At 34.3% G+C, this 17,116-nt stretch carries 18 protein-coding genes and 1 pseudogene; 14 read left to right on the top strand and 5 right to left on the bottom strand.

Features of this window, described 5'->3' with window-relative positions:
• Nucleotides 1-104 precede the first annotated feature (104 nt).
• The 3 genes from SB773_RS25970 to ppaC all read left to right on the top strand — a co-directional run bounded on the left by SB773_RS25970 (nucleotide 105) and on the right by ppaC (nucleotide 2,614).
• A complete protein-coding gene (locus SB773_RS25970; protein WP_215576380.1) occupies nucleotides 105-620 on the top strand; it encodes a DinB family protein in 516 nt (171 codons plus the stop codon).
• Nucleotides 621-867: 247 nt separating this feature from the next.
• Nucleotides 868-1,533, top strand: coding sequence for a lytic polysaccharide monooxygenase (locus SB773_RS25965; protein WP_131247497.1), 666 nt, complete (start codon nucleotides 868-870; stop codon nucleotides 1,531-1,533).
• Between the two features lie 151 nt (nucleotides 1,534-1,684).
• Nucleotides 1,685-2,614, top strand: coding sequence for a manganese-dependent inorganic pyrophosphatase (gene ppaC, locus SB773_RS25960; protein ID WP_060751371.1), 930 nt, complete (start codon nucleotides 1,685-1,687; stop codon nucleotides 2,612-2,614).
• Nucleotides 2,615-2,743: 129 nt separating this feature from the next.
• Here the strand turns inward: ppaC and SB773_RS25955 are convergent, their stop codons facing one another.
• Nucleotides 2,744-2,932 (bottom strand): DUF4017 family protein, encoded by a 189-nt coding sequence (locus tag SB773_RS25955; protein WP_002012993.1) that lies wholly within the window; start codon nucleotides 2,930-2,932, stop codon nucleotides 2,744-2,746.
• Between the two features lie 319 nt (nucleotides 2,933-3,251).
• Between SB773_RS25955 and SB773_RS25950 the strand changes: the two genes are divergently transcribed.
• Complete coding sequence (locus SB773_RS25950) at nucleotides 3,252-3,701, top strand: DUF6884 domain-containing protein (protein ID WP_410592968.1); 450 nt, start codon at nucleotides 3,252-3,254, stop codon at nucleotides 3,699-3,701.
• 132 nt (nucleotides 3,702-3,833) lie between these two features.
• Nucleotides 3,834-4,019: a hypothetical protein gene (locus tag SB773_RS25945; protein ID WP_235705867.1), complete on the top strand. Its 186-nt coding sequence runs from the start codon at nucleotides 3,834-3,836 to the stop codon at nucleotides 4,017-4,019.
• 51 nt (nucleotides 4,020-4,070) lie between these two features.
• On the opposite strand, the pseudogene SB773_RS25940 reads toward SB773_RS25945, so the two are convergent.
• From SB773_RS25940 to SB773_RS25930, 3 genes and pseudogenes are all read right to left on the bottom strand, one after another.
• A pseudogene (locus SB773_RS25940) lies at nucleotides 4,071-4,522 on the bottom strand (hypothetical protein).
• Between the two features lie 137 nt (nucleotides 4,523-4,659).
• Nucleotides 4,660-5,016: a hypothetical protein gene (locus tag SB773_RS25935; RefSeq protein WP_000606233.1), complete on the bottom strand. Its 357-nt coding sequence runs from the start codon at nucleotides 5,014-5,016 to the stop codon at nucleotides 4,660-4,662.
• A 129-nt stretch (nucleotides 5,017-5,145) separates the two neighbouring features.
• Nucleotides 5,146-5,769 (bottom strand): acetylglutamate kinase, encoded by a 624-nt coding sequence (locus SB773_RS25930; protein ID WP_410592965.1) that lies wholly within the window; start codon nucleotides 5,767-5,769, stop codon nucleotides 5,146-5,148.
• A gap of 1,092 nt (nucleotides 5,770-6,861) precedes the next feature.
• On the opposite strand from SB773_RS25930, the gene recQ reads away from it, so the two are divergent.
• From recQ to SB773_RS25885, 9 genes are all read left to right on the top strand, one after another.
• Nucleotides 6,862-8,979 (top strand): DNA helicase RecQ, encoded by a 2,118-nt coding sequence (gene recQ, locus SB773_RS25925; protein WP_002013002.1) that lies wholly within the window; start codon nucleotides 6,862-6,864, stop codon nucleotides 8,977-8,979.
• A gap of 25 nt (nucleotides 8,980-9,004) precedes the next feature.
• Nucleotides 9,005-9,388: a gamma-glutamylcyclotransferase family protein gene (locus SB773_RS25920; protein ID WP_002032638.1), complete on the top strand. Its 384-nt coding sequence runs from the start codon at nucleotides 9,005-9,007 to the stop codon at nucleotides 9,386-9,388.
• Nucleotides 9,389-9,569: 181 nt separating this feature from the next.
• Nucleotides 9,570-10,313: a class I SAM-dependent methyltransferase gene (locus SB773_RS25915; protein WP_044438961.1), complete on the top strand. Its 744-nt coding sequence runs from the start codon at nucleotides 9,570-9,572 to the stop codon at nucleotides 10,311-10,313.
• Nucleotides 10,314-10,430: 117 nt separating this feature from the next.
• A complete protein-coding gene (locus tag SB773_RS25910) occupies nucleotides 10,431-12,506 on the top strand; it encodes a HelD family protein (protein ID WP_410592962.1) in 2,076 nt (691 codons plus the stop codon).
• A 73-nt stretch (nucleotides 12,507-12,579) separates the two neighbouring features.
• A complete protein-coding gene (locus SB773_RS25905; protein WP_131247486.1) occupies nucleotides 12,580-12,912 on the top strand; it encodes a DUF952 domain-containing protein in 333 nt (110 codons plus the stop codon).
• 166 nt (nucleotides 12,913-13,078) lie between these two features.
• On the top strand, nucleotides 13,079-13,426 hold the full coding sequence (locus tag SB773_RS25900) for a PadR family transcriptional regulator (RefSeq protein WP_002013008.1): 348 nt from the start codon (nucleotides 13,079-13,081) through the stop codon (nucleotides 13,424-13,426).
• Complete coding sequence (locus SB773_RS25895) at nucleotides 13,413-14,414, top strand: HAAS signaling domain-containing protein (RefSeq protein ID WP_410592959.1); 1,002 nt, start codon at nucleotides 13,413-13,415, stop codon at nucleotides 14,412-14,414. The genes SB773_RS25900 and SB773_RS25895 overlap by 14 nt, the downstream gene beginning before the upstream one ends.
• Nucleotides 14,415-14,492: 78 nt before the next feature.
• The gene (locus tag SB773_RS25890; protein WP_410592958.1) at nucleotides 14,493-15,005 is read left to right on the top strand and encodes a GNAT family N-acetyltransferase; all 513 of its coding nucleotides are present in this window, start codon (nucleotides 14,493-14,495) and stop codon (nucleotides 15,003-15,005) included.
• A gap of 184 nt (nucleotides 15,006-15,189) precedes the next feature.
• Nucleotides 15,190-15,975 carry a serine hydrolase gene (locus SB773_RS25885; protein ID WP_410592957.1) on the top strand — a complete coding sequence of 262 codons (786 nt, stop codon included), beginning with the start codon at nucleotides 15,190-15,192 and terminating at the stop codon, nucleotides 15,973-15,975.
• 218 nt (nucleotides 15,976-16,193) lie between these two features.
• Here SB773_RS25885 and SB773_RS25880 read toward each other — a convergent pair whose 3' ends face one another.
• Complete coding sequence (locus SB773_RS25880; protein ID WP_341074526.1) at nucleotides 16,194-16,904, bottom strand: collagen-like protein; 711 nt, start codon at nucleotides 16,902-16,904, stop codon at nucleotides 16,194-16,196.
• Nucleotides 16,905-17,116 lie beyond the last annotated feature (212 nt).

Here is a 17,116-nt window from a genome sequence, read left to right as displayed (position 1 = left end):
TTGTATAAGGTTTTAACAGGTTTTTTAGAGTTATTATTTAAATAGGGATTTTGAAGTATTTTGGTGAATATTAAATGTTAATCTAAAAGATGGAGGTTGCTGTGATGTTGAAACTGTTTCAATATAACTGGCAAGTTCGTGATGAATGGTTTACATTGTGCGAAGACATGCCGGATGAAGAACTATTAAAGAAACGGGTCGGTGGGTTCGGCAGTATCCTACATACTTTATTTCACATTGTAGATGTGGAATATATGTGGATCTTAGGTTTGCGAGGTGAGCCAGTTCCTGAGGAGCCATTGTTTGAAGAGTATGCCAGCTTGCAAAAAGTAAAAAATCTCTCAGCTCAATATCACGAGAAAGTGAAGCCATTTGTGACATCTTGGACAAATGAAATGGATTCTCGGAAACTTTCAGAAACTGATTTCAATGAAGAAACGATTAGCTCTAGAGACGCCCCAATCAGGCGCCGAGTCATTGAATGTACACACGGAGAGATAATACGTCATGTCATTGTCCATGAAATCCACCATATCGGCCAGTTATCTATATGGGCACGTGAAATAGGAAAGGAGCCTGTTTCCGCAAATCTGAGAGGAAGAGGGCTATTCGATAATTAGACTACCTTTGCCAATTTCGTAATTTATTTGTAAACGAATGGTTTAATTGAGTATATTTAACACCGTCTATATTTTTCTAGCGGTGTTATTTGAATGTATCAATAAACTTTATTTAATATACTAATTGAATTTGAGAAAGTTTTTAGAGGGTTCTTTTAGTAATGCCCTTCCACTTATAATGGTTGTAGAGAAGATGACTAGGCAACTATAGTTATTTTCGTTTCATTTTTGGGAAGGGGATGAAAGAATGAAAAAGACAAGTTTACAAAAGATGAAAAAGATTATGTTAAGTGGTGGGATATTACTTACGGGATTATTAACATTTGGATTTTCAGAAAAGGCTTCAGCTCATGGGTATGTAGAATCACCAGCGAGCCGATCTTTTTTATGTAAGCAAGGGGTAAATGTAAATTGCGGTCCAGTTCAATATGAACCACAAAGTGTAGAAGGAATAGGCGGCTTTCCGCAATTAGGACCTTCTGATGGACAAATTGCAGGTGCTGGTCATTTTCCTGCTTTAGACGCTCAATCAGTGGATAGGTGGAAGAAAGTTACGTTAAACGGCGGGACGAATACATTCAAGTGGAAATTAACGGCTCCTCATAGTACGAAAGAATGGAAATACTACATTACAAAGAAGGATTGGAATCCAAATATGCCTTTAACAAGGTCTAGTTTAGATTTAGTGCCGTTCTATGTGAAAAATGATGGCGGAGTTAGACCGGGGACAACAGTAATGCATGAAGCAAATGTACCAACTGATCGTAGTGGCTACCATCTTATTTTAGCTGTTTGGGAGATTGCGGACACTGGAAATGCGTTTTATCAAGTTATTGATGTGAACCTTGTGAATAATGGTTTAAATTCCAATTTTGCGTTTAACAATGTAGTGCAAGTTCCTACACTATTTTAAATTAAATATACATTTTGATCATCTAATTCATTTTAGATGATCTTTTTTATGAAAAATATAGAAGAAAGTACAATTATTTATAAAAAATTCGGCTTTAAATATTGTCATATTTGCTTCTTTAAGATATCCTTTTCATGAAGAGGTGGAAAACATGGAAAAAGTACTAGTTTTCGGGCATAAAAACCCAGATACAGATGCAATTTGTTCTGCGATTGCTTATGCAGAATTGAAAAAAGAATTAGGAATGAATGCTGAGCCTGTACGTTTAGGCGAAATCAGCGGTGAAACTCAATTTGCGTTAGACTTTTTTAAAGTAGAAGGACCGCGTTTTGTTGAGACAGTAGCAAACGAAGTGGACAACGTTATTTTAGTTGACCATAACGAGCGTCAACAAAGTGCTAACGATATCGAATCTGTTCGTGTATTAGAAGTTATTGACCATCACCGTATTGCTAACTTTGAAACAAGCGATCCTATTTACTACCGTTGTGAGCCAGTTGGATGTACAGCTACAATCTTAAACAAAATGTACAAAGAAAATGGTGTTACAATTCGTAAAGAAGTTGCTGGTTTAATGTTATCTGCAATCATTTCAGATTCTTTACTATTCAAATCTCCAACTTGCACAGAACAAGACGTAGCAGCAGCTCGTGAATTAGCGGAAATCGCTGGTGTAGATGCAGATAGCTACGGCTTAGAAATGTTAAAAGCTGGTGCTGATTTAAGCGGAAAAACAATGGAGCAATTAATCTCTCTTGACGCTAAAGAATTCCAAATGGGTAACGCGAAAGTTGAAATCGCACAAGTAAACGCTGTTGATACAAACGACGTTCTTGTACACCAAGTAGAACTTGAAAAAGTTATCACTACAGTAGTAGAAGAAAAAGGTTTGGACCTATTCTTATTCGTTGTAACTGATATCTTAACTAACGATTCTGTTGGTCTTGCGATTGGTAAAGCAACAAACGTTGTTGAGAAAGCTTACAACGTAACATTACAAAACAACACAGCTACTTTAAAAGGTGTTGTATCTCGTAAAAAACAAATTGTTCCTGTATTAACAGAAACATTCCAAGCTTAATATTATTGAGTATGGATAAAAGAAAGGACAAGTAGTCATATTGGCTACTTGTCCTTTTTATTATAAAATTACAGAAGAGCCTATTGGATGGAAATAAAAAAGGATAGCAATAGCTATCCTTCTTATCATTTATTCATAAGATCGTTTCTTATTTATATAAAATGTGATAATAGCTGCAATAATGAAAATAGGTATTGCGTACGCTTGCCCAACAAAGAATTTCCAACCTACAGTATTATAGCCCTCAGATGCTGGAATGATAATCGCGATGATACAAACAATAATATAAGCTAATAATGCTGGGAGTATATTTTTCATAGTTATTCACCTCCTTTTCATACTATATTTATATATTGTATTATTGAATAGGTATTGGGAGATTAAGTGTACTTGATTTTACGAAATCTTTACAAATTCACTAAAGGATGAGGAGTCTCCATGATGTATGAAAGTGACTTTAGTACGGTGTGTTTATGTAATAATACATATGCTTAATAGACTGTTCTGAAATAAATTAAACCAAATATAGGAGATAATGTAATTTTATCTTTCGAGATAAGTATATAGTATTCTGTAAAAAAATGTACTGGAAAATTGATATTTCATAAGAAATATAGAAGTGAGGTAAGAAATAACGATGAAAAGGTTATGCATAATTCCATGCGGAAAGAAGAAAATTTGGGATAATTACCCAGAGCGTGGAGAGGAAGAGGCAAAAGATGTATATATTAGTCCATTCGGAAAAGCATGTCAGGCGTATGCAACTGAGTTTTTCGAGAATTGGGTTATATTATCAGCAAAGCATGGATTCTTAAGACCAAATGATATCGTACAAGAAAACTATGATCTTGCATTTGATTCAAAGAGTAATGAGATTATTAGCATAGAACAATTAAAACAACAGATGGTTGATAAAGATTTACTTCAGTTTGAAGAGATCGTCTTACTTGCGGGAAAGAAGCATAAAAAAGTAGTGACGAAGCTATATCCAGAAGAAATCATTACATATCCATTAGAAGGGTGTAAAGGAATTGGGTATATGTTGCAGAGATTGAAGGGGGCTGTGGAAGCGCAGAAGGAAGTATAGGGATAAATTAGTAATATAGATTCAAATTATTCCAAATTAATACATTTAAAATAGACTAGTAAACAAGCATTTTTACCCTTTTAAACATAGAATATGATGAATTCTATTTTATATTAGGGGAGAGTCATATTCATGTGTAATAATTGTGGTTGTAGACGCAGAGATTGTAATAGATTTTGGGATGATTTAATGTTTGGAAGATGTAGACGCAGAGATTGTGATGATTGTGGTTGTAGACGTAAACGTGACTGTGATTGTAATGATTGCCGTCGCAATCGTAAACGTGACGACGATGATGATAAATGTCGTAAGTGGTAATATTTTAAAAAGAGTACTTTGAAGTAAGTACTCTTTTTGTGTATAAACCTTTTAAATTCCATCTTGAACAGATTTTTTTCAATTTCCCATGAATCCTGTTTTATAATCTTTAAAGCTACATTAGTACCATTAGATTCCTTATAAAAGATATATCCGTGGTTTGATTTAACGTAAGTTAAAGGTTCGCCAATGCAATCTTTAGAACAAGATGTGTTGATAAGTTCAATTAAGGATAGTTCGCTAGGATTGGTTTTACTAGCATCTATAAGTGTATCAAGGTTCGTTTTACGAAAACCTTGTAAGTTTACATCGAAATTCTTTTCTATTTCTCCAGTAACGCTAGTATTCATTACTTCAACTGAATTTTTCTTTTCTAGAAGAAAACCATTTCCATAAAGGAATTTTGTATATCCAAGCCATGCGATTAAAAATAGTATAAAAAACATACCAGTTGTTTTAAGTTTTCGAAGCCGTTTACTTACGATTGATTCTGAATATTTCATTCAGCCTAATCCTCCAATGTTTTTATTTTAAAGTATGCGTGGGTATATATATTTAGAAGGAGATGAAAGTTAGAGAGTTACTGATTCAAAAAAAGAAAGCATCTGAAGTTAGGTGCTTTCTTTTTGAATACTGTCCGCTATCTGTTAGTTACTTGTTTCATAAGCGGTCTTATTTCTTTAACAGGTGGTTTTTTATCATAGGCATCAACGTAAGAAAAGTAATAATTTAAGTTTCTAAGAAGTCCCTTTCCTATTTTTGCGCTTAAGAAGGGGAATACTTGTCCAGTATAATCATCGAGAGATTTACAATAGTATTTTTCATCTAAGTATATGCTGTATTTACATGTTAGTTCTACTAATGAGTTACCTTCATCATCAAATACTTCTTTAGAATCAATAATGTCTATTAATGCGAATTTTTCATTCAGATAAACTTTCTTCTTTTTCTCGTGCTTATTTGTGAGAATAAATACGAGACCAATTGCGTTAATCAAACTATTTCCTCCTATAAAAAACGGATATTAATAAAATATATCGATATACGTTAAATGTAAAGAGGAGTGGTGAAATATCATTGATAGAAAACTAAATAAGCCGATTTGTTTTTTCAAATCGGCTTATTTTTATTGAAATACTTGCGGAAATTGTTTTACGATTGCGTTTGTTATCATGTCGGCGATTTCTAATGCTTCTTTTTCAATTTTATCGTATAGTTTTACACTGGCATCATAATCTTTATTTAGGAAGGCAAGTGCTTCCGCTTTCGTTAACGCTAAATGCTCATAAAACATTTTTCTAAATTCTTCTTTTTCTATATATGGATTGATACTAGTTAGAAACTCAACAATTTCGTCTCCATTAGCGTACCATTTCTTTTCTATAGCGGCCGCTGCGTTTTGATCACCAGCTTTTGCGGCTTTAACAAGATCAGCAGCGATTGTTAAGTGGTCTTTAATTAATGCACTATATTTTTTTACTGCATTTTCTCCGTAGAATGGTTCAAGTGATAGCCCCATGTGTGTTGCATTTTGTAGAAGACGTCCAACGGTAACGTTTACGTCGGGCAAGTTAAAGATGATGCCTATAATGGCTAATCGTGTCCAAGCAACGTGTTGTTCCCATAAAGAACGCATATATCCTTTTAGAAAGTTTTCGTTTTTACTAACTCGGTAATTTCGTACAAATGAATCGAAGTTTCCATTAGTGATATGATAAGGGGAGTAATACGATTGCCAATAAGTATACATAAATAGTTACACTCCTTTGAACATGTATATCTCACAATATGATAAACGTTATTTTTAAGTTACGTGTCCAAGAGTTTTTTTGAGAGTTGGAAAAGGAGAAAGTTGAAGGGGAATAAAAAACACGCTTATGATATATATGAATAAAAAGAATTCTAAAATAATAGAGGTCCTGCAAGGGAAATTGCAGGACCTCAAAAGGGTATTGCCGAGATGTCGGACTCGACTACGTAATATTAACATAAAATTCTTTCAAAAAAACCTGGTAAATGTGTCCAAATGAGAAGGGTGCTTTTTAATAAAGTTAAAGGGATCTGCTTCCCGCGGCAGATCCCTTTAACTAGATAATGTTGATGAGCAAAAACTCATCTAGAGTACTTTTATAGTAACAAATGAAATTCACTTTGTGTATTGAGAAAAAATGAATTGCTTGTATGAATGTAGCGGATTTATATTTTGCTTTTTGGAATTACAATCATTTGTGGAGAGCGGAATAGGGTTCTAAAATGGAGAAAAGACTTTTCAGCCAGGCTACGATACATTGCAATATGTAAGTATAAAAAAAGACCTGCTAATTTAAGCAGGTCAACATAAGGGGTTTATCTAACAGATTATTATATATGGTAACAACTGTATTGTAGTAAGTCTATAAGTTATATGTTGAGAAAATTTGTTTGAATGATATATATTTGGCACATGTATTAACGTTTAAAAAGTTGAGAAAGGAAATTCATAAACCTGCTATAAGAAAATAAGGGCTGATACTTATAAAATGATTCATATTTCCACGCATCATTATTAGAGAATTGGAGTTGTTTATTTAATGCTTTAGGTTTGTTGGAATTATTGTAACGACTCTTCATAATTTAACCTCCTCAAATTCATATGTATACGATTAGTAGTATTCTAGGAAGGTAAATTAAATGAATATTTATTTTGAAATTCTTTCTTCTTGTGTACTAGATTTGTTTTTTTATGTTGGAAAACGTAGGAAGCAAATAGAACTCAAATACTTATAAAATTCAAAGTGGCGAGAATCAGTTTGATGATATAATGGGAATAGATGAAAGATAAAGAAAAGCAGGTGACTCTTTTTTGTTTACAAAAGCACAAGAACTTTTAGCGTCTTATTTCGGTTATTCGTCATTCCGAAGAGGACAAGATGAAACAATTAAAAATGTATTAGATGGGAAAGATACAGTCTGTATTATGCCTACGGGTGGTGGTAAGTCAATTTGTTATCAAATTCCTGCATTAGTATTCGAAGGAACGACATTAGTTATTTCACCTTTGATTTCACTTATGAAAGACCAAGTAGATACATTAGTACAAAACGGTATTTCAGCTACTTATATTAATAGTTCTATTTCTATTACAGAAGCAAATCAACGAATTCAATTAGCGAAACAAGGCCATTATAAGTTACTTTATGTGGCGCCTGAGCGTCTTGATTCAATGGAATTTGTTGATCAACTTATCGATATGAAAATCCCGATGATTGCAATTGATGAGGCGCACTGTATTTCGCAGTGGGGACATGATTTCCGTCCTAGTTATTTACATATACATCGCATATTAGATTATCTTCCAGAGAAGCCGCTCGTATTAGCGTTAACTGCTACGGCAACACCACAAGTTCGTGAAGATATTTGCAACACGCTTGGAATTAATCAAGAAAACACGATTATGACAACGTTTGAGCGCGAGAACTTATCATTCTCTGTCATTAAAGGACAGGATCGTAATGCTTATTTAGCGGATTATATTCGTCAAAATCAGAAGGAATCTGGGATTATATATGCAGCTACAAGAAAAGTTGTCGATCAGTTATATGAAGATTTAGGGAAAGCAGGAGTTTCTGTATCGAAATATCATGCTGGTATGAGCGACCACGATCGAAATGAACAGCAAGAACTCTTTTTACGAGATGAAATAAGTGTTATGGTGGCAACATCTGCATTTGGAATGGGTATAGATAAATCGAATATACGTTACGTTATCCATTATCAACTTCCAAAAAATATGGAAAGTTACTATCAAGAAGCAGGACGTGCTGGTCGTGATGGATTAGATAGTGAATGTATTTTGTTATATTCTTCTCAAGATGTGCAAGTACAACGCTTTTTAATCGATCAATCAACTGGAGAATCACGTTTTTCAAATGAGCTTGAAAAACTCCAAAATATGACCGATTACTGTCATACAGAACAATGTTTACAATCATTTATTTTGCAATACTTCGGAGAAGAGCCGAAGGAAGATTGTGGTCGCTGCGGTAATTGTACGGATGACCGTGAAAGTATCGATGTGACGAGAGAATCCCAAATGGTACTATCTTGTATGATTAGGACGAACCAACGATTCGGAAAGCAAATGATTGCACAAGTATTAACTGGATCTAAAAATAAGAAAGTCATTGAATTTAATTTTCATACTTTGCCAACGTACGGTCTTTTATCAAACCGTAGTGTAAAAGAAGTCAGTGAGTTTATTGAGTTTTTAATTTCAGATGAGTTAATTGCAGTTGAACATGGTACGTATCCAACATTAAAAGTAACGGAAAAAGGAAAAGAAGTATTACTTGGTAAAGAGAATGTTTTACGCAAAGAACGAGTAGAAACGAGACAAATTGTTCAAGACCATCCTTTATTTGAAGTGCTTCGTGAAGTGCGTAAAGAAATTGCACAAGGAGAAGGTGTACCACCGTTCGTTATTTTCTCTGACCAAACGTTAAAAGATATGTGTGCGAAAATGCCACAAAGTGACTCTGAACTCCTAACTGTAAAAGGAATCGGAGAACACAAACTTGTGAAGTACGGGTCTCACTTCTTACAAGCAGTTCAGCACTTTATTGAGGATAACCCAAACTATGCGGAAACAATTAAGACTGAAGTTGTTTCAGAGAGTAAAAAATCAGGAAAAGCGTCAGCGAATTCTCATTTAGAAACGTATGAAATGTATAAACAAGGCATTGATCTAGATGAAATTGCTAAAGAACGTAGCTTATCAAGACAAACAATTGAAAATCATTTAATTCGCTGCTTTGAAGATGGAATGGAAGTAGACTGGAACAGTTTTGTTCCTGCAGAATATGAATCACTGATTGAAACTGCCGTGCAAAATGCAGAGGGTGGTCTGAAATCGATTAAGGACCAACTTCCAAATGAAGTGAGTTACTTTATGATTCGTGCTTATTTACAAATTAGAAAGTAGAGACATATAAAGGGGATAGGGATTTATGCATCACGTTTTCGTGTATGGCACGTTAAGAAAAGAGCAAACGAATGCTCATTTTATGCAAGGTGCAATATGCATCGCAGACGAAGCATGGACGTATGGTAAATTATTTGATACATACGAAGGGTATCCTGCGATGATTTGTTCAAATGAGGACAAAGTATACGGAGAAGTTTATGAAGTAAATGATGATGTTCTGCAAAAGTTAGATGAACTTGAAGAATACACAGGTAATGCAGAGAGTGATTTATATGACCGAATCACCGAAACGATTTATTTAGGTGATAGAGAAATACGTGCATTTGTGTATATTGCTCAAGATAAAGAGATGCTAAAGAAAGTCATCATTTCTGGTGATTGGGTGGAGTATCAACAAGGAAAATAAAAGCAGCTATAGAGCAGATAGTGGAATCGATCATTATCTGCTTTTCATATTGGTAATTTCAAAATTCTTATTATTTTGATAAATCATAAATATAGAGAAATAAAAATGGTTTTTTTCATGGGTGTCAGAAATTTAGTTTCTCACCTGTAGCAGAAAAATCTAGTGCAGAAGGAGAATAATAATGAACGAATTAAATGTGAAGGAATTTTACCAAAAACAATTCGAACTGTCGAATTACGATATCAATACAGAAAGCTGGTTAGAGCAGGTTGCTAAAGAAGTTCAAGAACAAGTTGGTCATCCATTTCAAGCGATGTTAGAACTAGGAGCAGGAAATGGTAGATTTGCAAGGGCGATGTCTAGGTTACAAGTGAAAATGACTACGGTTGAACTTGTACCAGAGTTAGTTATGTTTGCAAAAGAACATTCTACTAATAATATAGATATTCATTGCGCTGATTTTTATAAAATTAACTTTGAAGAAAAGTTTGATGTTGTTAGTTATTTAGACGGTTTTGGTGTAGGAACAGATGATGAGCAATTGATTCTATTAAAACGGATTAAAAATTGGATGAAGGATGATGGATGTGCACTTATTGATATTTATCAACCATTGTATTGGAAAAAAATAAGTGGACAAGAAATGTCCTTAAGTGCAGCTATGCGAAAATACGAATATGATAGTATAAATGAAAGAATGTTAGATCATTGGTGGGACCCTAATTATCCAAATGATGTAGTAACACAGTCTTTACGATGTTATACGGTAGATGAGATTAGCAATCTATGTGCTGAAGCGGGTTTAAGTATTATGGGATTCTTCCCTGGGGGAGCATATGATTTTGAAAAACGAAAATATAAAGAATTGGCAACATTAAATGAATGTTTGGCATATCGAATTAAAGTAAGGAAGAGTAGGGATTAATCTCTACTCTTTTTTAATTTAGAAAATTCTTACTAAAACTATTGACTTTATGAATGGATTTTTAATACAATTATATTTCGACTGAAAAAATTGGAACGGACAGGAGGGAATCATCAAATGAACAACATTTTTGACGAAGAGTTACAAAAAATGAAAGATACTTTAAGTACGATGGATGATCAATTAGAACAGCTTGAAAAAATCCCGGTTTATTATGGAGAAAATTTTAAAGAGCAAATTCTTGAAAGTATGAGGGAGTCTAATAGACAAAGCTTACGTATTGGTGTACATGAGCCGTATTTTGGAAGATTAGACTTTCAGGAGGATGGCAAGGAAGACGTAATGCCGATTTACATCGGTAAAGTAGGTGTTTCAGATAAAGATACGATGAAACCAATTGTAATTGATTGGCGTGCACCTGTCGCAAGTATGTTTTATTCATTTACCGGTGGTGAAGAATTAGCATTTTATCATTCACCAGACGGATTAGTAGAAGGCGATGTTTATTTAAAACGAAACATTTCGATTCGAAAGAGAGAACTAGAACGTGTTGTTGATACATATGTGAAAGGAAATGAAGATGTCTCACATGCTGATGATTTTCTTCTATATCGATTAGGTGAGAATAAAGATAACAAATTGAAAGATATCGTTTCGACTATACAATCGGAGCAAAATGATATTATTCGTGCGGAAAGAAACTTACCGTTATTAATTCAAGGGGTTGCAGGGAGCGGAAAAACAACGATCGCTTTACATCGCCTTGCTTTTTTAATTTATGAATATCGTGAACAACTTGAAGCGGAGAGAATGATCGTATTCGCTCCAAACAGTTTGTTTTTAGACTATATTTCAAGTGTACTTCCTGAGTTAGGTGTAGGAAATATTAGTCAAACAACGTTTCCAGATTGGGCATTACGTACGTTAGATGGTTCGGTGAAACTGAAGCAGACAGAAGAAAAATTGAAAGAAGCTTTCTCAATTAATCGCGATGAAAAAAAGGTTATGCTAGGTAAATTGAAAGGCACGCTGGAATTTAAGTCGTTTATTGAAGAAAGAATGATTCAATTTGAAAAAGATTTAGTGCCAACAAAAGATTTTGAGGCATGGGATAAAGCTGTTATTCCAGTGGAAGACGTTAAAAAATGGATGCAGGTTGAATATAAACACTATCCATTAAAGAAAAGAAGAGAACGTTTAGTCGGCCGTATGAAGCGCTGGATTGAAATTGAGCTTAAAAAGTTTGGAGAAACGAACGAGAAAAAATTACTAAAAAAAGAAGCAACAAAGAGATTGAACACATATATGAATTTTTGGCCGAAAATGAGCCCGCTTTCACTATATAGTTCAATGATAAAGAGTAAAGAAATACTCGAAGTATTACCTGAAGAACTTGTTCAAGAAACAGAAAAGAATTGTCGTAAAAAAGAAGTGTATGTAGAAGACTTACCAGCTTTAATTTACATACAACATCGCATAACAGGAATTGAAATTGGACAAAAGTTCCATCACGTCGTTATTGATGAAGCGCAAGATTTCTCGCCATTCCAAGTATATGTATTAAAAGAAATTACACTAGGTAATTCTTTCACTATATTAGGTGATTTATCTCAAGCGATTTATGATTATCAAGGAATTGAAGACTGGGGTGCTTTTAAGGAAGTATTCCAGGAAACAGGTTATTATGAATTGACGAGAAGTTATCGTTCTACAAAAGAAATTATTGAATTCGCGAATGAAATAATTAAAAATGCAGAGATTCCAGTGGGACTGGCAACTCCAGTTTTCCGTAGCGGTGAAGACGTGAAAGTAATTCCAGCAGAGGACCAATTTACTGAAGTTTTAAAGACATTACAGCATTTGCAAACTGAAGATGTGAAAACAATCGCGGTAATTGGAAGAACAGATGATGAATGCCGTGATATATATGAGAAGTTAACAAATGCAGGGTTGACTGTTAATGTCATTGAAGCAGATCAAAGCAAATATGAAGGTGGTATTTCGGTAGTACCTGTATATTTGGCGAAAGGTTTAGAATTTGATGCCGTACTTCTAATCGACGTTGATGAGGAACATTACAAAAATACAAAACATGATGCGAAATTATTGTATGTCGGATGTACGAGATCGCTTCATGATTTATGGATTTTCCATAGTGGGGAAGCGTCGCCATTAATTAAGGGGATAAAATAAATAAAAAAGAGGATTTTCTAGTAATAAACAGAAAAACCTCTTTTTTCTATATAAGGATATAGGGGGAATGGATATGATTACAAAAGTAATAACAAAAAGAAATTGGGAAATCGCAAAAACAACTAGAGAGATTAATGAAGCCTCACTTAAAGAAGAGGGGTTCATTCATTGTTCATTATTAGACCAAGCTTTAAAAGTTGCGGAAACACATTTCAGTCATGAAGAAGATGTATTATTACTTACAATTGATCCATCCCTAGTAAAAGCAGAAATAAAATATGAACTTGCTTCTAACGGTCAAGAATACCCGCATGTATATGGAGTAATCAATTTTGGGGCAATTGTAGGTGTTGCTCCATTTCTTAAAGAAAAGGGAGATTTTTTATTACCAGAGGGACAAAGTTAAGAGTGTTATAGGTATTTAAGTTAGCTAGAAAAGCACAAATCATATCGTTTGTGCTTTTTATTGTCTATTTTTTGAAAAATCATTGTTTTTGTCACACTAATACTGTACGATACATAGTATAAAACACATACTGTATGACATATAGTAATGGAAATGAGGTGGGTGAATGGATACTTTATTAAATTCATTAATTACTGAGCTAAGGAGAGGGACATTGACATTAGCGGTTTTAAGTCAACTAAGAACGCCGCAATATGGATATTCGCTTGTCCAATTATTGGAGCAATCAGGAATCATGATAGATCAAAGTACTTTATATCCACTACTTCGCCGATTAGAAAAGCAGGAGCTAGTGACGAGTAGTTGGGATAAAACTGAGAGTAGACCTCGTAAGTACTATGTTTTAAGTGAATATGGATTAAATATATTTTTGCAGTTGAAAAAGGAATGGATAAAGGATTCAAAAGAACTTTATAACTTATTAAAGGAGGAGGACGAGAATGAGTTTGATTGATATGTACGTCCAAGAAGTTGCGAAGAGATTACCTGAAAAAAATCGTGAAGATATTACGCTTGAGCTACGGTCGACAATAGAGGATATGTTACCTGATGAGTACAATGAGGAAGATGTAAAGAGTGTCCTTGAAAAATTGGGGAGCCCAGTTTCATTGGCTAATGGGTATTTGGATAGACCGATGCATTTAATTGGACCACGTTATTTTGATGTGTATACGACATTATTAAAAATGATCATACCAATTGCAGCTGTTATCGCACTCATTGCAATGATTGCAGAAAATTTTATAGGCTATACTGGTGATCAAGCAGTATTAAATGTTATTTTACAATTGATAGGTAAAGGCATTGGGGAAATTGTCGAAGTAGGCCTCCATGTATTTTTCTGGTTGACACTTGTATTTGCTATTTTAGAAAGAACAGATAAAGACAAAGGTACGCAACCGTTGACGACAAGTTTAAAAAAATGGACTCCTGATGATTTGAAAAATATCTCGTATGTTCCAAAGAAAAAGTCGATCTCAAAGTTTGAAGTTTTTGGAGGTTTGATGTGGACAGCAGTTTGGGCTACCCTTTACTTTTATGCGAATCATCTTGTTGGCGTATATAATGGTGCAGCAGATGGACTGAAATTTGTCGCACCAACTTTCAATCAAGATGTTTTACTTCAGTATTGGCCAATCGTTGTAATTATGATCGTTTTCGAAGTAGCTATATCTCTTTATAAGTTAGTACAGGGACAATGGACGACAAGGTTGGCAATTGGGAATGCAATCCTACAGTTAGCTGCAACAATAGTATTCATTGTAATCGTAGTAAATCCTCATTTATTTAACGAAGGATTCATTACGTATGTGGCAAATGTGTTTGCAATTTCTCCAGAGGAATTTAAAACGTGGTTAATTGGTGGAGGGATAATTATCTTCATATTATCTGCGGTACTAAATGCAATTGATGGTTTTCGAAAATCTAGAATTCGGTTGTAGAAATAAGTTTGAATTATTATTAGGTAGATCAGTTGAAAGAAAGGTACAGAGAAAGATCATTATGAAAGGAAGAAAACAATGATAAGGGAAGCAATGAAAAAAGATGTAACATTTATTTTAGATATTTATAATGATGCAATCCTTAATTCAACAGCTGTATATGCGTACAAACCTGTAACCCTTGAAAATAGAATAGATTGGTATGAACAAAAAAAGGCTGATTGCTATCCAATTTTAGTCTACGAGCTAGATAATAAAGTAGTAGGATTTGCGACATTTGGCCCCTTTAGGGCATGGCCTGCCTATAAATATTCAGTTGAACATTCTGTGTATGTTGATAAGGAATATAGAAAAAATGGAGTTGGGTCCTCTTTAATGGAAGAATTAATTACAATTGCAAAAGAAAGAGAATATATGACCTTAATTGCTGGAATTGATGCGGAAAATGAAAAAAGCATTGCAATGCATAAAAACTTCGGATTTGTTTATTCGGGAACAATAAAAAAGGCTGGTTATAAGTTCAATGGATGGCTAGATTTAGCTTTTTATCAATTGGAGCTTAATGGTCCTAAAAATCCTACTGAAGAATAGCTGTATCTATTACTGTAAAAATAATTTTAAAAAGAAATTGTATATATTTCAAAAGATAGTATGAAGAAATCTCATGCTATCTTTTTCTTATTGTATTCATGATTATCATTTAACAAAAAAGGATTCTTATATTCTATATCGAATTTTGAGAAGATGATAAAACGATATAAGAAGAGGGATGAATATGCAGGCTGTCATTAGAAAAATAAAAGAAATACAAATTGGTCAAGTTGGAATACTTGTTTATTCAACAAAGAATGGAAATATAGTTGCTACCCATAACAATGAGCTATACGTTCCTTTAGCATCAGCAGCAAAAGTGGCAATTGGATTTACAGTAGCAAAGATGGTAAAGGATAAACTAATTAGTTGGAGTGATACACTTCATCACATTAAGTATAATCCAAATGAGGATAGTGCGCAGTTATATCCTCACTTACAAGACAGAGCTACATTAACACTTAGTAAAGCGGTTGAAGTGATGATAGGATGTCACGACAGCTATATTGCAAAGTCAATTGTTATGCACTGCGGAGGATGGGAAACTGTCAGAGAAAATATTTTAACGTACTTTTCAAAGATTCATATACAGGAAAACCCTAGAGATGAGCAAAATGTCGGAGAGTTAAATCAAGTTCTTTCACTTTTAGTACATATTTTTCAAGGGTATAAAGCAGAACCAGAATTATGGGAACCCATTATTAGTGGAATGGTAAGACAACAAGGTGATTATGAAGGGATACCGTATTATCATTTAGCTCATATGACAGGTGGTTTATCCACCGCTACAATAAATATTGGTATAATAGGAATGTTTCATGAATTTCCGTTTCTTTATGTAATTGGGGGAAGAGATTTACCTAATCGATTTGATAATAAAGAGGTTGATGAAACAATTCTAGAAGCTTTGAAGTGCTTATATAAAGAATATAAGATGACAAGTCAACCAAACGTTGTAACCGATAATTGAATAAAAACGTTATTTTAATAGCAGGGAGGGGAATAGTGCACCTAAAGGAGTATACCGTTTACAAAAGTGAATCGCTCATATGTATCGGGACTATAAAGGAATGCGCTCAGCATATGGGAGTGTCTGGTGATTTCTAACATAAAAAGAGAGCACAAAGGCTCTCCTTAATGGTTTTGTGATTCGCCAGTAAAACGAAAAGCTGCAAGTACTTCAATACATTAGAAATTTTGTGAACATGAAGGACAAGGTCCACCAGTAGGTTGGAATACAACATTATCAACAAAAGCTGTTGCACCTTCTCCACCTGTAGCAATATTTTGGAAAGCAACACATGCTGTAGTCACACCAGGAGGTATACACACAACAAGAATATAATGTTGGAAAAGAGATTGCGGTTGATTCCCAACAGGTATAATATGTGGAATATTTAATGAACCAAGAGTTGTAGCGAGAGGAGGACATCCGTGTCCAAGTTCTGGAAAAGATACAGAAGCTATAAGAAATGCATTATCCCTTACATCCGCAGCGAAAGAAAGTGTAAAACAACAACCTTCGCCAACATCAACCGATTGATTAATACTTCCACCTGGTTCAATTGACGCAGCTAAGAGACTAAGTGTCCCATTTGAAAGAATACGACCACTATGGGCATTTGGAAAACCTACCTCTGTAACATCCCCAGTTTGATTCCAACCAGGAACTGGATCGGTTATTATTGGTAGCTCATCAAATCCAGGGTTGTCAAGAACATTAGTACATGGACAACACCCTACTGCTGTTGGTCCTGTTGGTCCTGTTGGTCCTGTTGGTCCTGTTGGTCCTGTCGGTCCTGTCGGTCCTGTTGGACCCGTTGGACCAATTTCAGGTGGAGGTAAAGGGGGACCAAAACATTCGCACGGAATATGAAATTTCTTTTTAAATTTACTCATTTTTACACCATCCTTATCATTCATCCACTTACACTTTATAGTTTATGAACTAGCTAACACGCAAGTATAAGGAAAAAGCCTTTAAAAATAAAAATAAGCATATGCCCTTATGTCACAGGTATAAATCTATTCCATTAATTGCTAGTTATATCGTCATAAGTTATGCAAGAACAGGGTATGTATCAATGCCGGGGTTAATTAGTTTTTCATGT

Source organism: Bacillus sp. SIMBA_074, from assembly GCF_046534555.1.
In the GTDB taxonomy this organism is placed as follows: domain Bacteria; phylum Bacillota; class Bacilli; order Bacillales; family Bacillaceae_G; genus Bacillus_A; species Bacillus_A mycoides.
Note: the sequence above shows the minus strand (reverse complement) of the source record. Positions and strands in the feature narration are given on the sequence as shown.

Coding starts and splice junctions, on each gene's coding strand:
- SB773_RS25920 (WP_002032638.1), top strand. CDS start 9,005: ATGCATCACGTTTTCGTGTATGGCACGTTAAGAAAAGAGCAAACGAAT.
- SB773_RS25880 (WP_341074526.1), bottom strand. CDS start 16,904: ATGAGTAAATTTAAAAAGAAATTTCATATTCCGTGCGAATGTTTTGGT.
- SB773_RS25965 (WP_131247497.1), top strand. CDS start 868: ATGAAAAAGACAAGTTTACAAAAGATGAAAAAGATTATGTTAAGTGGT.
- SB773_RS25930 (WP_410592965.1), bottom strand. CDS start 5,769: ATGTATACTTATTGGCAATCGTATTACTCCCCTTATCATATCACTAAT.
- SB773_RS25955 (WP_002012993.1), bottom strand. CDS start 2,932: ATGAAAAATATACTCCCAGCATTATTAGCTTATATTATTGTTTGTATC.
- SB773_RS25970 (WP_215576380.1), top strand. CDS start 105: ATGTTGAAACTGTTTCAATATAACTGGCAAGTTCGTGATGAATGGTTT.
- SB773_RS25890 (WP_410592958.1), top strand. CDS start 14,493: ATGATAAGGGAAGCAATGAAAAAAGATGTAACATTTATTTTAGATATT.
- ppaC (WP_060751371.1), top strand. CDS start 1,685: ATGGAAAAAGTACTAGTTTTCGGGCATAAAAACCCAGATACAGATGCA.
- SB773_RS25910 (WP_410592962.1), top strand. CDS start 10,431: ATGAACAACATTTTTGACGAAGAGTTACAAAAAATGAAAGATACTTTA.
- SB773_RS25915 (WP_044438961.1), top strand. CDS start 9,570: ATGAACGAATTAAATGTGAAGGAATTTTACCAAAAACAATTCGAACTG.
- SB773_RS25885 (WP_410592957.1), top strand. CDS start 15,190: ATGCAGGCTGTCATTAGAAAAATAAAAGAAATACAAATTGGTCAAGTT.
- SB773_RS25900 (WP_002013008.1), top strand. CDS start 13,079: ATGGATACTTTATTAAATTCATTAATTACTGAGCTAAGGAGAGGGACA.
- SB773_RS25950 (WP_410592968.1), top strand. CDS start 3,252: ATGAAAAGGTTATGCATAATTCCATGCGGAAAGAAGAAAATTTGGGAT.
- SB773_RS25945 (WP_235705867.1), top strand. CDS start 3,834: ATGTGTAATAATTGTGGTTGTAGACGCAGAGATTGTAATAGATTTTGG.
- SB773_RS25905 (WP_131247486.1), top strand. CDS start 12,580: ATGATTACAAAAGTAATAACAAAAAGAAATTGGGAAATCGCAAAAACA.
- SB773_RS25895 (WP_410592959.1), top strand. CDS start 13,413: ATGAGTTTGATTGATATGTACGTCCAAGAAGTTGCGAAGAGATTACCT.